Source organism: Streptomyces sp. NPDC001922 (genome assembly GCF_042891165.1).
GTDB lineage: Bacteria > Actinomycetota > Actinomycetes > Streptomycetales > Streptomycetaceae > Streptomyces.
The window spans coordinates 297,383-311,598 of record NZ_JBIASV010000007.1; the positions used below are offsets into that span (position 1 = coordinate 297,383).

Annotated in this window: 14 protein-coding genes; 4 read left to right on the forward strand and 10 right to left on the reverse strand. The window is 74.4% G+C overall.

Features of this window, described 5'->3' with window-relative positions; all coding sequences use genetic code 11:
* Positions 1 to 116: 116 nt before the first annotated feature.
* From ACFYYR_RS15200 to ACFYYR_RS15215, 4 genes are all read right to left on the reverse strand, one after another.
* Positions 117 to 488 (reverse strand): toxin Doc, encoded by a 372-nt coding sequence (locus tag ACFYYR_RS15200; RefSeq protein WP_388852150.1) that lies wholly within the window; start codon positions 486 to 488, stop codon positions 117 to 119.
* A 3-nt stretch (positions 489 to 491) separates the two neighbouring features.
* The gene (locus tag ACFYYR_RS15205; protein ID WP_351510841.1) at positions 492 to 740 is read right to left on the reverse strand and encodes a hypothetical protein; all 249 of its coding nucleotides are present in this window, start codon (positions 738 to 740) and stop codon (positions 492 to 494) included.
* Between the two features lie 171 nt (positions 741 to 911).
* Positions 912 to 2,597 (reverse strand): DUF885 domain-containing protein, encoded by a 1,686-nt coding sequence (locus tag ACFYYR_RS15210; RefSeq protein ID WP_388852153.1) that lies wholly within the window; start codon positions 2,595 to 2,597, stop codon positions 912 to 914.
* 191 nt (positions 2,598 to 2,788) lie between these two features.
* Entirely contained in the window at positions 2,789 to 3,271 is a 483-nt protein-coding gene (locus tag ACFYYR_RS15215; protein ID WP_388852156.1) for an Lrp/AsnC family transcriptional regulator, read from the reverse strand.
* 59 nt (positions 3,272 to 3,330) lie between these two features.
* On the opposite strand from ACFYYR_RS15215, the gene ACFYYR_RS15220 reads away from it, so the two are divergent.
* Positions 3,331 to 4,536, forward strand: coding sequence for a trans-sulfuration enzyme family protein (locus ACFYYR_RS15220; protein WP_388852159.1), 1,206 nt, complete (start codon positions 3,331 to 3,333; stop codon positions 4,534 to 4,536).
* On the opposite strand, the gene ACFYYR_RS15225 is transcribed toward ACFYYR_RS15220, so the two are convergent.
* Together ACFYYR_RS15225 and ACFYYR_RS15230 are read right to left on the reverse strand one after the other, a co-directional pair.
* Positions 4,472 to 5,863 carry a GNAT family N-acetyltransferase gene (locus ACFYYR_RS15225; protein ID WP_388852162.1) on the reverse strand — a complete coding sequence of 464 codons (1,392 nt, stop codon included), beginning with the start codon at positions 5,861 to 5,863 and terminating at the stop codon, positions 4,472 to 4,474. The two genes, ACFYYR_RS15220 and ACFYYR_RS15225, sit on opposite strands and share 65 nt — an antisense overlap.
* 257 nt (positions 5,864 to 6,120) lie before the next feature.
* Positions 6,121 to 7,719: an alkaline phosphatase D family protein gene (locus ACFYYR_RS15230; protein ID WP_388852165.1), complete on the reverse strand. Its 1,599-nt coding sequence runs from the start codon at positions 7,717 to 7,719 to the stop codon at positions 6,121 to 6,123.
* 353 nt (positions 7,720 to 8,072) lie between these two features.
* On the opposite strand from ACFYYR_RS15230, the gene ACFYYR_RS15235 reads away from it, so the two are divergent.
* Entirely contained in the window at positions 8,073 to 8,483 is a 411-nt protein-coding gene (locus tag ACFYYR_RS15235; protein WP_388852168.1) for a VOC family protein, read from the forward strand.
* Positions 8,484 to 8,504: 21 nt separating this feature from the next.
* Here ACFYYR_RS15235 and ACFYYR_RS15240 read toward each other — a convergent pair whose 3' ends face one another.
* The 3 genes from ACFYYR_RS15240 to ACFYYR_RS15250 form a co-directional block, all read right to left on the reverse strand.
* The gene (locus tag ACFYYR_RS15240; RefSeq protein WP_388852170.1) at positions 8,505 to 9,005 is read right to left on the reverse strand and encodes a hypothetical protein; all 501 of its coding nucleotides are present in this window, start codon (positions 9,003 to 9,005) and stop codon (positions 8,505 to 8,507) included.
* A gap of 170 nt (positions 9,006 to 9,175) precedes the next feature.
* Positions 9,176 to 10,078 (reverse strand): alpha/beta fold hydrolase, encoded by a 903-nt coding sequence (locus ACFYYR_RS15245; RefSeq protein ID WP_388852173.1) that lies wholly within the window; start codon positions 10,076 to 10,078, stop codon positions 9,176 to 9,178.
* A 77-nt stretch (positions 10,079 to 10,155) separates the two neighbouring features.
* Entirely contained in the window at positions 10,156 to 10,815 is a 660-nt protein-coding gene (locus ACFYYR_RS15250; RefSeq protein WP_388852176.1) for an NADPH-dependent F420 reductase, read from the reverse strand.
* 109 nt (positions 10,816 to 10,924) lie between these two features.
* Here ACFYYR_RS15250 and ACFYYR_RS15255 point away from each other — a divergent pair, with 109 nt between their 5' ends.
* Entirely contained in the window at positions 10,925 to 11,809 is an 885-nt protein-coding gene (locus tag ACFYYR_RS15255; RefSeq protein ID WP_388852179.1) for an RNA polymerase sigma-70 factor, read from the forward strand.
* 251 nt (positions 11,810 to 12,060) lie between these two features.
* Positions 12,061 to 12,828 (forward strand): GntR family transcriptional regulator, encoded by a 768-nt coding sequence (locus ACFYYR_RS15260; protein WP_388852182.1) that lies wholly within the window; start codon positions 12,061 to 12,063, stop codon positions 12,826 to 12,828.
* 55 nt (positions 12,829 to 12,883) lie between these two features.
* Here the strand turns inward: ACFYYR_RS15260 and ACFYYR_RS15265 are convergent, their stop codons facing one another.
* On the reverse strand, positions 12,884 to 14,041 hold the full coding sequence (locus ACFYYR_RS15265; protein WP_388852185.1) for an ROK family transcriptional regulator: 1,158 nt from the start codon (positions 14,039 to 14,041) through the stop codon (positions 12,884 to 12,886).
* Between the last annotated feature and the right edge of the window lie 175 nt (positions 14,042 to 14,216).

The following is a 14,216-nucleotide window of genomic DNA, read 5'->3' on the forward strand; positions in this document are numbered from 1 at the left end:
CTGCCGGTCACCGGGTCACCGCTGCCCGCGGGCGGCTGAGCGCTGCCTGCCGCCCGCGCCTGCCGCCTGCTGCGCGCTGTCGCGCGACGGCCTTCCCGTGCCTCGGCCCGGGCGGTTCAAATCCGCCAGGACCGGATCCGCCCCGCCGCGTCGTAGACCGTCGACTCACCGGACTGCAGGTCCTTGACCAGCTCGATGAGCGCTCCGTACGGAGGGTCGATGCCCTCGTGCGAGGCGTGCATGTAGGCCACGGCGACACCGCAGGCGAACAGGGCGTTGCGGGAGGGCAGCGGGCGCAGCTGCACCAGCGTGTGCAGCAGCGACGCCGCCCGCCAGGCGGCGTCGGCCTCCTCCCCTAACCGGGGCGTGTTCACCCGGTGCCGGGCCACGGCCGCCACCAGGGAGGAGTAGTCGTCGACTCCGGGGTCGCCGGGCAGGATCTCCGTCTGGCGGGCCAGCAGCCAGCGGATGTCGATGTGCAGATCCACCTGTCAGACGCTCCCGCTCCGGTTCCGCCGCTCCGCCGGGGCGTCGTCCGGGAACGCCGCGTCGAACGCGTCGGCGTTCTCCCGGACGAAGGACCGGAACACCTGGGACGCCTCGGCCATGGCACGTCGCTGGGCGAGGTCGTCGGTGACGGCCTCGCGCACCAGGGCCTTGAGCGTGACCCCTCGCTCCTTCGCCGCCTCGCGGAGCTCGCTCAGCTCTTCGTCGCTGAAATCAATGTTCAGAGCGGGCATGGCGCTACGGTACTGCTCCGGTACCGGCTCGCGCAGCGATGCAGGTGGGAAAGGTTTCCCCGGGTACCGGAGGCGTCGTGCGGTCGCCCGGGGAGACGGGGAGACGGGGAGCGCCGCGGTCCCGGGCACACACGCCCGGGACCGGCCGCCGACAGGGCCGGGCTCCGGTGATCAGAGCCGGGACAGCTCGTCCACCAGGTCGTCCAGGCCCAGCGAGCCCAGCGACAGCGCCGCCATGTGCCACTGCTTGGCGTCGAAGGCATCGCCGTGCGCCGCCCGGGCGGCCTCGCGGCCGGTGAGCCAGGCGCGCTCGCCGAGCTTGTAGCCGATGGCCTGGCCCGGCATGCCCAGGTAGCGGATGAGCTCGCTGTCCAGGAAGTCCGCCGGGCGGCCGTTGTGCAGACCGAAAAACTCCCGTGCCAGCTCGGGCGTCCAGCGCTCACCGGGGTGGAACGGGGAGTCCGCGGGAATCTCCAGCTCCAGGTGCATACCGATGTCGACGATCACCCGCAGGGCCCTCATCATCTGGGCGTCCAGATAGCCCAGCCGCTGCTCGGCGTCGCGGAGGAAGCCCAGCTCGTCCATGAGCCGTTCCGCGTAGAGCGCCCAGCCCTCGGCGTTCGCGCTCACCATGCCGACCGTCGCCTGGTACCGGGAGAGCCGGTCGGCGACATGGGCCCACTGGGCGAGCTGGAGGTGATGCCCCGGGACGCCCTCGTGGTACCAGGTGGACACCAGGTCGTAGACCGGGAACCGGGTCTCGCCCAGGGTGGGCAGCCAGGTGATGCCCGGCCGGGAGAAGTCGACCGACGGCTGCGTGTAGTACGGCGCGGCGGCGCTGCCGGGCGGGGCGATGCGCGACTCCACCTTCCGGACCCGCTCGGCGAGTTCGAAGTGGGTGCCGTCCAGCTGGTCGATGGCCTCGTCCATCAGCCCCTGGAGCCAGACCCGGACCTCCTCGACGCCCTCGATGTGCGTGCCGTGCTCGTCGAGGTGGGCGATGGCCGCCCACGGCGTGGTCGCGCCCGGCAGGACCTTCTCCGCCTCGGCGCGCATCTCGGCGAGCAGCCGGTGGTACTCCGACCAGCCGTACGCGTAGGCCTCGTCGAGGTCGAGGTCGGTGCCGTTCCAGTACCGCGACCAGCGGGCGTAGCGCTCCCGGCCCACCGTGTCCGGGCTGCCCTCGACCGCCGGGGCGTAGCTGTCCCGCAGCCAGTCCCGCAGGTCCGCGAAGGCCGCGGTCGCCGTGGCGGCCGCCATGTCGAGCTCGGTGCGCAGCTCCTTCGGGCCGTCGGCGGTGAACTCCGCGAACCAGCTGCGGTCCTTGCCGACCCAGTCGTCCAGCTGCTCGATGAAGGTCGCCACCTGACGCGGCCCGGCGGGCAGCTTGCGGTCGAGCCCCTCGGCGAGCGAGGCGCGGTAGCCGTCCAGGGCGGCGGGCACCGCCTGCAGCCGCTGGACGACGGCGGCCCACTCCTCGGTGGTCCCGGTCGGTGTCACGGTCAGCACCGTGCGCAGGGCGTGCACGGGGGAGTGGATGTTGCTGACGGCGCGCAGTCCCTCCTGGGCGTCGTGCACCGCGAGTTCGGCGGTCAGCCGCTCCCGCAGCAGCCGGGCGCAGCGGCGCTCGGCGTCGGTGTCGGCGCCCGGCCGGGCCTCCGCCTCGGTCAGCCGCTCCAGGGTGTCGCGGGCCAGGTCGGCGAGTGCCTGCTGCCCCGCGGGGGAGAAGTCGGGGAGCCTGCCGGACGATGCGGCCACACCCAGGTAGGTGCCGGTGATCGGGTCGAGTTCGATGAGGGCGTCGACGTAGGCGTCGGCGACCTGACGCGGCAACGGGCTGCTGTTGATGTCGGACATGGGCTCCATCCTCGTACGCGGTCGGGCGCCGCGTCACTACCGGTCGGGGTCATGATCCGCCTTCCCGCGGCGGTCTCGCGGACACTCCGGGCGGCCCGGTCCGGTGCCTCGGCCCGCCCTGTGCGGAGAGGCACGCGTGGCTGCGCACCCGGGCCCCGGGCCGGGCGGGTGGAGCGGACTCCAGTGGTGGGTCACGCCTGCGGTGCCGGAGGCAGCAGTGGCCCGCACTCCCACTGCTGGAAGATCAGCCGCGTCTCGACCCGGGCGACCTCGCGCCGGGAGGTGAACTCGTCCAGGACCAGCCGCTGGAGGTCGGCGGTGCCGGTGACCGCCACGTGGACCAGGTAGTCGTCCGGTCCGGTCAGGTGGAACAGCGCGCGGGACTCGGGCAGTGCCCGCACCCGTTCGACGAAGGGGCCGATCAGTTCCCGGCGGTGCGGGCGGACCTGCACCAGCAGCAGGGCCTCCAGCCCCCGGCCCAGCTTCGCGGGGTCGAGCCGGAGCTCGTTCCGGAGGATCACCCCGGACCGCCGCAGCCGGGTCACCCGGTCCAGACAGGTCGACGGCGCTACGCCCACTTCTGTGGCGAGGTCCCGGTAGGTGGTCCGGGCGTCGTTCTGCAGGAGCCGCAGAATTTGCAGATCCACCGGATCCAAAGGGATGGAATCGGCCATCTGCCGAACATAGCACGGCGATTTTCTGCCAGATCCCGGTCAGCGTTCAGCATCGGGTCATGGAGACGACTGCCGCGACACCACCCCGTTCGCTCAGCACCGAGGCCGTGCACGCCGGCCGTGAGGACCTCGCGGACCTCGGTCTGCACGCGCCGCCGCTGGACCTGTCCACGACATACCCGTCCCGGGACAGCCGGGCGGAGGCCGCGCGGATCGACGCGTTCGCCGCCACCGGGGCGCAGCCGGACGGCCCGCCCGTCTACTCCCGGCTCGACAACCCCACCACCGCACGCTTCGAGACGGCCCTCGCCCGCCTGGAGGGCACCGAGAGCGCGGTCGCCTTCGCCAGTGGCATGGCCGCGCTCACCGCCTGTCTGCTGGTCCGGAGCAGCATGGGGCTCCGGCACGTCGTCGCCGTCCGCCCGCTCTACGGGTGCAGCGACCATCTGCTCACCGCGGGCCTGCTCGGCAGCGAGGTCACCTGGGTGGACCCGGACGGCATCGCCGGCGCCATACGCCCCGACACCGGTCTGGTCATGGTGGAGTCCCCGGCCAACCCCACCCTCGCCGAGGTCGACCTCGGGGCCGTCGCCCGCGCCTGCGGCGAGGTGCCGCTGCTGGCCGACAACACCTTCGCCACCCCGGTGCTCCAGCGGCCGGCCGAGCACGGGGCGCGGATCGTGCTGCACAGCGCGACGAAGTACCTCGGCGGCCACGGGGACGTGCTCGGCGGTGTCGTGGCCTGCGACGAGGAGTTCGCCCGGAAGCTGCGGCAGGTCCGCTTCGCCACCGGCGGAGTGCTCCACCCGCTCGCGGGCTATCTCCTGCTCCGTGGGCTCGCCACCCTGCCGGTACGGGTGCGGGCCGCCTCGGCGACCGCGGCCCTGCTCGCCGAGCGGCTGGCCGGTGACCCGCGGGTGACCCGGGTCCACTACCCGAAGCTGGGCGGCGCGATGGTGGCCTTCGAGGTCGAGGGGGATCCGCACGAGGTGATCGCCGGGGTACGGCTGATCACCCCCGCGGTCAGCCTCGGCAGCGTCGACAGCCTGATCCAGCACCCGGCGTCCATCAGCCACCGGATCGTGGACGCGGACGACCGCCGGTCCTCCGGAGTCTCCGACCGGCTGCTGCGGATGTCGGTGGGCCTGGAGGACGTCGAGGACCTGTGGCAGGACCTCGACGCCGCTCTGGGCGCGCCGCTCAGCGCTCGGCCGGCTCCTGCACGGGGCGCGGACGCACCGGTGCCGGATCCAGCCGTGCGGTGATCACCAGCGTGCCCTCCTCGATCTGGTAGTCGAGGGGGAGGCCGAGACCGCGCATGGCGGCGACCATTCCGGTGTTCGCCGCCTGCGTGACGGCGTAGACGCTGTCGCAGCCCGCCTCTCCGGCGAGCGCGACCAGCCGGCGCAGCAGCTCCGCGCCGATGCCGCGGCGCTGCCAGTCGTCCTCGACGAGCAGCGCCACCTCGGTCTCGTCGCCGTCCCAGAGCAGGTGTCCGAGGGCGACCAGCCGGCCGGACGCGGTCCGGGCCGCCAGGGTGCGGCCGTACCGGGGGCTGAGCAGGTGGTCGAGATACCGGTCCGCGTCGCCGACCGGACCGTGGTAGCGCAGGCTCAGGGTCCGCTGCGAGCAGCGGTCGTGCATCTCGCGGGCGGCGGCCAGATCGGTGCTCCCGGCCCGCCGCACGGTGATCTCGTTGCCCTCCGGAAGGGTCAGCACGTCCCGGCTGCCGGGCACCCGCGGGCCGAGCCGGGCGTCCAGCTCCACCAGGGCCCGGGCGCGGGCGAACTCGGTGGGTGTGAACGGCAGATACGGCCGCTCGACGGTGATGGACCCGCCGGAGGGGTCACGGAGCCGCAGCACGGTGTCCTCCAGGACGCCCTCCTCGGGCACCGGGTCGGCGAGACGCTGCCCGGTCAGTGTCCGGGCGGGCAGCGAGTGGATGGTGCAGCGGCCCAGCAACTGCCGCAGCGCGAGCGGCAGCTCGGCCGCGTCCAGGGCGGTGCGGGTGGCGAGGTTGAGCACCCGGGTCGGCGTGTCGACCAGGTCGTGGGCGTCCGCCCGCTCGACCCAGGTGCCGCTGCCGCCGGCCGCGGCGATCTCCCGGGTGAGCTCCGCGGGCGGCAGCGCCGCCGGGGCGCGCAGCAGGAACTCGTCGACCGTGCCGTCGGACAGCGGGTGGGTCTGGAGCGTCAGGATGTCAACCCGGTGCCGGGCCAGAGCGGTGCACAGCTCGGCGAGGCTGCCCGGCTCGTCCCGTACGGTCGTGCGCACGCGCCACAGGGCCGTGGCGCCGGACCCGGGCTCCGGCGCCGCGGCGCCGGGGGGCGTCGCGGCACCGGTATCGCTCCGCGTCCCGGTGCCGGGCGGGGCATGGCTGTGCCGGCGTGCCCACCAGGTGTGGAAGCCCGCCGTGGCGGCCAGGGCCACGGCCGAGGCGACCAGCAGGACCGGGCCCCTGGGGGCGTGGGCGACCGTATTGGCGACCGCGTCGGCAACCGCGACGGCGGTGAAGAGGGCGGCCAGTTCGACGAGGTCCCGCCGCCAGTGGTGCGGGCGGCGGGTGTGCTTCGCGGGATTCACGTCAGTCATGCAGCCACCCTGCCGGACCGGTGTTGCGTGATCACGAACGCTTTGTGACCGATGGGTTAAGGGCACAATTGATCGACTACTGCCTGGTTTCAGCCATTTCTTGATGGTTCACCGAGGGGGGTGAGGTGCCCCCGACGAGCCGTGACCCCTTCGGCCGGGACGCGGAACCGCCCGGCGCCGGGCCCGCGACCGCCGGGCCCGCGACCGCCGGGCCCGCGACGGACGGCCCCGGCCGGCCGCCCGCGCGGACCGCCGGATCACTGCCCCACGCGCCCCGGCCGGAGCACCTTGGTGAACAGCACCGTGCCGCCCTCCTCGCACAGCCGCACCGTCAGCTCCCCGCTGTCCCCGTCGATCTCGGCCTCGCCGTAGTACTGCCCGCCGTCCAGCGGTGAGACGTTCGCCCGCGTCGGCGCCTTCACGAAGGCCTGCTCCGGACCGAACGTGCCGTCCAGCTTCAGCGCGGGGAAGCCGCCCGCGTTGAGCGGACCCGACACGAACTCCCAGAACGGCGCGAAGTCCTGGAACGCCGCCCGGGACGGGGCGTAGTGCTGGGCCGAGGTGTAGTGCACGTCCGCCGTCAGCCAGACCGTGCCGGTGATCCGCCGCGCCTTGATGTACCGCAGCAGCTCGGCGATCTGCAGCTCCCGCCCCAGCGGTGCGCCGGGGTCGGCCTGCGCGACCGCCTCGTAGTCCGTCCGGCCGTCCGGGACCACCAGGCCCAGCGGCATGTCGGCGGCGATCACCTTCCACACCGCCCGGGAGCGGGAGAGCTCCCGCTTCAGCCAGGCCAGCTGTTCCGCGCCGAGGATCCCCCGGTCGTCCGCCGGCTGTCGGCCGGGCGAATTGGCGTTCCGGTACGTCCGCATGTCCAGCACGAACACATCCAGCAGCGGTCCGTGCCGCACCACCCGGTGGACCCGGCCCTCGCCGTTCGCCCGCAGCGTCCGGACCGGGGTGTACTCGCCGAACGCCCGCAGCGCGCGGGCCGCCAGCACATCGACCCGCTTCTCGGTGTAGCGGGCGTCGTCCAGGATCTCGCCCGGGTACCAGTTGTTGAGCACCTCGTGGTCGTCCCACTGCACGATGCCCGGCACCTGGGCGTGGAAGCGGCGCAGCTGCTCGTCGAGCAGGTTGTAGCGGAAGTTCCCGCGGAACTCCGCCAGCGTCTCGGCGACCTTCGCCTTCTCCTCGGTGGTGACATTCCGCCAGGTCCGGCCGTCCGGCAGGGTGACGCTCGGGGCGATCGGACCGTCGGCGTAGATGGAGTCGCCGCTGCACAGGAAGAAGTCCGGATTCCGGCGGCGCATCTCCTCGAAGATCGGGAAGCCGCCGCGGTCCGGGTTGATCCCCCACCCCTGCCCGGCGAGATCGCCGGACCACAGGAACCGCACCCCGTCCCGCCGCCGCACGGGCGCCGTACGGAAGGTGCCGTACACCGGCTCACCGGTGCGCCGCGGGTCGTCCGGATCGGCCAGCACCACGCGGTAGTGCACCTGCTCGCCCGGCGGCAGCCCGTGCAGCGCCGTGGTTCCGGTGCAGTCCGTGTCCGGACCGACCAACGGCCCGGGGTACCGCCGCACCGAGCGGAACGTTTCGGTGGCCGAGGCCTCCACGATCATCCGGGCCGGGCGGTCGGAGCGCACCCAGACCAGGCCCGAGGAGGTGGTGACGTCCCCGGTCTGCACGCCCCACCGCGCGGCCGGCCGGCCGCCGAGGGACTGGGCGGGCGCGGTCCGGGGCACGGCCCGCGCCGTCCCCGCCCCGGCCGCCGCCAGGGACGGCAGGGCGAGCGCCGCGGCTCCGCCCCGCAGCAGCGACCGCCGCCCGACGCCGTGCCCGGATACCTGTGCCATGGAGGACCTCCCGTTGCTCACGTTGCCCGACTGACCGCAGTGTCGTCCGTTGTCACCGGTGCGAGGTGCCGCCGAACCGAACGCCCAGTGAATTACTCACCCCCCTGTCACCGGAAGGGCCATGACGCACCGCCCGTTCACCGGAAGGGCCGCGAGCCCGGCGGTCGCAGGTCCGCGGACGGAGCCCGGCCCCCGTCTCCCGGTCTCCGTCTTCCGGCCCCGGACGCCGGTCCGCCGGCCGATCGCGCCCGGTGATCACCGGGGCTACCGTCACCAGGGGAGTCCGCGGCGCCCGCGGACCCGTACCACTCGCGCATCCGTATCACCCGCGGACCCGTACCAGAGGAGCACCGATGACCCCGGACGCACACATCCGCATCGCCCGGCCGACGCTGGGCCTCGCCGCCGCGGAGCGCTTCTGGTGCGGCGGACTGGGCCTGACGGTCCTCTTCCGCCACGAGCCCGCCCCCGGCGCGCCGCCCGGGGAGCACGCCCTGCTGATGGTCGGCCGGCCGGAGGCCGCCTGGCACCTGGAGCTGGTGCACGACGCCCACGACCCGGTGGTCCCCCGGCCGACGGCCGAGGACCTGCTGGTGATCTACCTGGGCACGAAGGTCCCCGGCGAGCTCGTCGAACGGCTGGAGGCCCACGGAGGCCGCCGGGTGCTGGCCCGCAATCCGTACTGGGAGGAGTGGGGCGTCACCGTCGAGGACCCCGACGGCTACCGCCTGGTGCTCTCCACCCGGACCTGGTCGAACGTCTGACGCCGCATCCGGGCGCCCCGCTCAGGCCCCGGCCCGCCGCGCCTGCCCCGCTGCGGGGTCGCGCGGCCGCCGGTAGCCGCTGATCGCGCCCCAGACCACGGAGACCAGGATCACGGCCGTTCCCACGGCGGCCAGCGACCCCTCGAACCGTGCCCAGCCGCTGTCCTGCAGATAGGGCGGGGCCGCTGACACCAGGTGGCTGTGGAGGAGCTCGGCCACGGCCAGGGCGGCGAGGAGCTGCCCCAGCAGGGCACCGGACAGAAAGCCGTTCCCGGCCCGCAGCCACCTCCCGGCCAGGACTGCCGCGGGCAGAGCGGCGACGAAGGCCGGCCCGGTCGCGAACTCGTTCTCGAACCGCATCAGCAGGCCCCCGCACCAGCCCCCCACCGTGATGCCGCACGCCGCGACCACGAGCACCACGGCCGCACGCCACGCGACGCCCCGGGGGGTGCGCGGAGGCAGGGTGGCGGATGTGCCGCCGTCGCTGTCCGGCCGGGATGCGGCGGGCGTGGTCTGCGTCATGGCGGGGTCGGTCCTCGGGTCCGGGTGCGCGGGGTCGGTGCGCCGCGGCCCGCACTGGCGCGCCGACGGCATCCGCCACTTCATCAGGAACGCCTGCGCCACCGCCACTCGTGGGGATCAGCGGCCGGCACCGCCTCGGACACGGTGCCCCGGGAACGGCCTCACGCGCCTCAGTCGGCCACCCGCTCCACGGGCTCCGTCCGCTCCGCGGGCCGCTGCCCGGCATCGGCGACGGGGAGGCTGCCGTCCAGCACGACCCGGGCGACCAGCGCCGGATCGTCGCTCATCGGGACGTGGCCGCAGCCCGGAAGACGGATCAGGCGCGCGCCGGGGATGGCGTGCTTGGCCCGGATGCCCTGCCGGCGCAGCAGCATCAGGTCGCGGGTGCCCCAGGCGACGGTGACGGGCAGACCGGGGATGTCGTCGTCGAACAGCACATGGCGGCCGGCCTCGAGGGTGGGGCGGAAGCCGGTCGACTCCCGCAGCGCCCGGGTCTCGGCCGCCGCGCCCTGCGGGGAACGCCGTCCGGGGCGGGCGTAGATGGAGCTGACCAGCAGGGCCCGTCCGGCGGTCGTGCGGGACAGCCGCTCGACGGCCGGCGTCGGGAGCGCCCGTGCCCCCAGGCGCATGCCGCGCAGCAGGCCGAACGCGTAGCGGCGCTCGGCCTCCGTCCAGAATCCGCCGGGGGAGAGCGCGGTCACCGAGCGGACCAGCTTCTCGCGGCCCATGCACAGGGCCAGCAGTCCGCCGAGGGAGTTCCCCGCCACGTGCGGCCGGTCCAGGCCCAGCGCCTCGCAGAGCGCGCCGAGGACGGGGACCACGGTCTCCAGGTCGTACGGCACGCCCTCCGGCAGTGCCGGGGACTCCCCGAACCCGGGCAGGTCCACCGCGAAGACGTCCCGTTCCGTGGCGAGGACGTCCAGCACCGGGTCCCACGCCTGGCGGTGGTGGCCGATGCCGTGCAGGAGCAGCAGCGGCTCGCCGCTGCCGCGCCGCTCGTAGACGACGGGCACCCGGTGCCCTCCGAGGGAGGGGGCGAGCGGGACGGAGACCGTGGCCGCCGTTGTGGGCATGGGGGAGCTCCTCGTCAACGGACGTCGATGCGATGAGACGCGGTGTCAGCAAGGATTACCGGCCAGTAGCCGGGAGTTCAAGAGGGAACGCCCTGCCGGATCTCGTAGTTGAACTGCGCATGCCCGAACTGCTGCATCAGGGTGATCCAGAACGGCATCAGCATCTCGGTGCAGCGCGCCGCCTCGATCCCGCCCAGGTCGATCACCCGCTCCGGCGGCCAGCCGAACTCGCCCACCAGCGCCACGGCCCGCGCCTTCGCGTCCGTGTCGTCCCCGCAGATGAAGAGCTGGTGGTCGCCCGGCACCAGGCCGGGGTCCACCATCACCTGGCAGTTGACGGTGTTGAGCGCCTTGACGACCCGCGCGCCGGGGAAGGCCCGCTGGATCTGGGCGCCGACGCTGTCGTTCTCCACCGGGGACAGCCGCAGCCGGCCCTCCTCGAAGGCCAGCGGATTGCACACGTCGACCAGCAGCTTGCCGTCGAGGTTCCGCACCCCCGCGGCGTCGAGCGCGGGGAGCGCCGCCCGCCCGTTGACCCCGTTCAGCACCGCCTCGCCGAAAGCCGCGGCGTCCGCGAAGGTCCCGGCGGCGGCCCGCGGACCGGCCTCCGCGGCCCAGGCCAGGGCCCGTTCGTTGTCCGGGCTGCGGGAGCCGAGGACCACCTCGTGGCCGAGCTCCACGAGCCTGCCCGCGAGGGTGCGGCCCACGTCGCCCGTGCCCAGTACGCCGTACTTCACAGCACCTCCCGTCACCGGCCGCCGCCCGCCGGCGGCCCGGGCCCATTGTGCTGGGCCGCACACCGATCACCGCTGGACACGGCCGCGTTCGTTCGGGTGGGATGAACGGGTGGGCACCGATGGCGCGACCGATGTTTTCGAGGAGCACCGGCCCGTCCTGACCGGTGTCGCCTACCGCATGCTCGGCCGGGTGGCCGATGCCGAGGACGTGGTCCAGGAGGCGTGGCTGCGCTGGTCCGGCGCCGACCGGGGGGACGTGCGCGAACCGCGCGCGTACCTCGTCCGGATCACCACCCGGCTCGCCGTCGACCGGCTGCGCCAGGTGAAGGCCCGGAGCGAGACGTATGTGGGGCCGTGGCTGCCGGAGCCGGTCGCCACCGACTACGCGGGCACCGTTCCGGACGCGGCCGAACGGGCGGTGCTCACCGATTCCGTGTCGCTGGCGGTGCTCGTCGTCCTGGAGTCCCTGTCCCCGCTCGAACGCGCCGTGTTCGTGCTGCGCGAGGCCTTCGGCTTCCCCTTCGCCGAGATCGCCCGGATCCTCGAACGCGGCGAGCCGGCCGTCCGCCGGATGGCGGTGAGGGCCCGCCGGCACGTGGCGGAACGGCCGCCGCGCTACCCCGTGGACCCGGCCGAGCAGCGCGACCTCACCGAGCGGTTCATCGCCGCCGCCGCGGGCGGGGACCTGGAGGCGCTGCTGGCGCTGCTGACCCCCGACGCCCGGCTGGTGGGCGACAGCGGCGGCAAGGCCAAGGCGCCGCTGCGCGTCATCGAATCCGCCGACAAGATCGGCCGCTTCCTGGTCGCCGTCACCCGGCAGCCGCCCCCGGAGACGGAGGTACGGATCCGGGAGATCAACGGCGTGCCCGCGCTGGTGGTCCTCTCGGCCGGGCGGCCGGACACCGTCATCTCGCTGGACGTCACCGAGGACGGCCGGATCTCCTGTGTCTACATCGTGCGCAACCCCGACAAGCTGTCCGCCGTGACCCCTTGAGCCGCCCGGGCCGGGTGTCCCGGCGGCGGTCCCGGCCCGGTTCCGCGCATGCCCCGCCCGGCCTGCGCGAACACCGTGGGATGGCTGTGCGGTTGCCCCGGCAGGAGGGTGTCCCGGGATCGAGGATTGGTCTTGACCAAGGGTGGGGTCCGCCCTATGGTCGCACGGTTAGTGCAGGAACCTTTCATAAAGAAGGGCGCACAACTTCCCCCGGGGACACCGGGATTGCGACAGGAATGGCGGAGGACAGGGTGGGGACGACGCAGCTCGCATCCGTGCCGGAGCCGAAGTACTGGCACCTGAGGACGGTGCTCAGCGAGGCGCTGGACTCGGAGTTCGCGGTGGGCGAGGTGCTGCCCAACGAGCGGGAGCTGGCGGCCCGGTTCGGTGTCGCACGGGCCACCCTGCGCCAGGCGCTGGAACAGCTCGAACTCGACGGCCGGCTGCAGCGGAGGCGCGGCGTCGGCACCACCGTGGCACCGCCCCGGGTGGGAGTCGCGGTCGGCACCGAGGAGCACACCTGGCCGGGTGCGGATTCCGATGACGCCTGGCGGCCCGTCGACTGCACGGACGCCGCACCGCCGTCCGCCGTGGCCCGGATGCTCGGCACCGGCCCCGGGGAGCAGGTGCACATCGTCCGGCGCAACCGGGTGACGCAGGGGCAGCCGGTCGCGGCCGAACTCCTCTACGTCCCGGCCGGGTCGGTGCAGGGGCACACCGCCACCGGCGGCCTCACCGGAGCGGCCCGGGCCCGCGCGGTCCTGCGGGACCTGCGGAGCCACGCCCTCGAGGGCCAGGAACGGGCGGTGGAGCTGGGCTCGGCCGGGGCAGAGGAGGCGAAGGTGCTGGACCGGCTGCCGGGCGCGCCCGTACTCGTCCTCACCACCCGCTGCTTCGCGGCCGGCCGCACCGTCGCGGTGGCCGTGGCGACGTACCGGGCCGACACCTGCCGGCTCACCTTCGGCCGGACCGGAGCGGTGGAGATCGCCGACGCGGACGAGGACCGCCGCGCGTCCTGACGGCCGTGCGGGTGTCCTGACGACTGTTCCCGGCCGGGCGGGCGTCCCCGCGGGGTCAGGACTCCGCGGGCACCGGTGCCTGCACCGCGAAGAGCTGTTCCTCGACATGGTCCAGGGCCAGCCGCAGTGCGCCCGTCGCCACCGCCGCCTCACCCAGTCGCGACAGTGCGACCTGCGGGGGCCGCAGGCAGTAGCGGCCCAGTTCGCGGCGGAGCGGCTCCAGCACGCCGTCGAGCCCGGCCGCCCAGCCGCCGACGACCACCCGCTCCGGGTCGAGCGCCAGGACCAGCGCCGCCACATCGTGGACCAGGCGCCGGAGGAACCGTTCCACGGCCTCCCGGGCCCGCGCGTCACCCGCCGCGGCACGCTCGAACACCCGCGCCACCGCGCCCTCGTCGAGCGGGGGGAGCGGCGTGCCGGTGGTCGACAGCATCTCCTCCGGAGCGGCCTCCCGGCCGAGCAGGTGCAGCGCCCCGATCTCTCCCGCCGCACCTCCGTGGCCGCGGTGCAGCCGCCCGCCGATGAGCGACCCCGCGCCGGGGCTGAGCCCGGCGAGCACGAACACCAGGTCGTCGGTGCCGGTACCGGCCCCCTGCCAGTGCTCGGCGACCGCGGCCGCGTTGGCGTCGTTCTCCACCAGCACCGGGCAGCGGAAGGACCGCCGCAGCCGCCGCCCGAGCGGCAGCCCCGTCCAGCCGGGGAGCGCCGTGCACAGCCGCACACCGCCGCCGGTCTCCACGATGCCGGGCGAGCCCACGCCCACCGCCCGCAGGGAGCCACGGGGCACTCCGGCGCGGCGCAGCAGACCGGACACGGTCGCCCGCACCTGCGCCAGGCGCTCCTCGGCCGGTGCGGAGACCGGCACCTCGCGCGCCGCGGAGCCGGTCACCCGGCCGCTCAGATCCGCCAGCAGCGCCGCGACCCGGCGCGGACCGATCTCGATGCCGAGCAGATGTCCGGCCTCCGCGTGGAAGCGGAAGCGCCGGGCGGGCCGCCCCTGACGGCGCACCGGCTCCTCCGGGGGAGCCGCCTCCGTCACCAGGCCGGTGCCGGTGAGCCCGTCGACCACCCCTTCGACGGTCGGCCGGGACAGACCGGTGAGCCGGGCCAGGTCGGCGAGGGTGGCCGGCTCGCCGTTCCGCAGCGCGTGCAGTACCACCGCGGAGTTGATGCGGCGCAGCAGGGAAGGATCACCGCCGGTGAGGCGCCCCAACGCGGGCCTCCCTCCTGTGGGTTGTGGCACGTATATGCAAGGCCGAGTCCGTGCGGGACCGGGCCTGTGCACGGTCGGGCCTGTGCGAGGTGCTGGACCTGTGGGATGTGCCGGGATCGTAGCCGCTGCTCAGTGGCGCGGCGAGCGTCCTGACCCGTACGGGACCGACGGGAGC

What these genes read in the sequence shown, in the direction of transcription:
- ACFYYR_RS15205 (WP_351510841.1), bottom strand. Translation starts at nt 740, where the DNA reads ATGCCCGCTCTGAACATTGATTTCAGCGACGAAGAGCTGAGCGAGCTC.
- ACFYYR_RS15210 (WP_388852153.1), bottom strand. Translation starts at nt 2,597, where the DNA reads ATGTCCGACATCAACAGCAGCCCGTTGCCGCGTCAGGTCGCCGACGCC.
- ACFYYR_RS15215 (WP_388852156.1), bottom strand. Translation starts at nt 3,271, where the DNA reads ATGGCCGATTCCATCCCTTTGGATCCGGTGGATCTGCAAATTCTGCGG.
- ACFYYR_RS15220 (WP_388852159.1), top strand. Translation starts at nt 3,331, where the DNA reads ATGGAGACGACTGCCGCGACACCACCCCGTTCGCTCAGCACCGAGGCC.
- ACFYYR_RS15225 (WP_388852162.1), bottom strand. Translation starts at nt 5,863, where the DNA reads ATGACTGACGTGAATCCCGCGAAGCACACCCGCCGCCCGCACCACTGG.
- ACFYYR_RS15230 (WP_388852165.1), bottom strand. Translation starts at nt 7,719, where the DNA reads ATGGCACAGGTATCCGGGCACGGCGTCGGGCGGCGGTCGCTGCTGCGG.
- ACFYYR_RS15235 (WP_388852168.1), top strand. Translation starts at nt 8,073, where the DNA reads ATGACCCCGGACGCACACATCCGCATCGCCCGGCCGACGCTGGGCCTC.
- ACFYYR_RS15240 (WP_388852170.1), bottom strand. Translation starts at nt 9,005, where the DNA reads ATGACGCAGACCACGCCCGCCGCATCCCGGCCGGACAGCGACGGCGGC.
- ACFYYR_RS15245 (WP_388852173.1), bottom strand. Translation starts at nt 10,078, where the DNA reads ATGCCCACAACGGCGGCCACGGTCTCCGTCCCGCTCGCCCCCTCCCTC.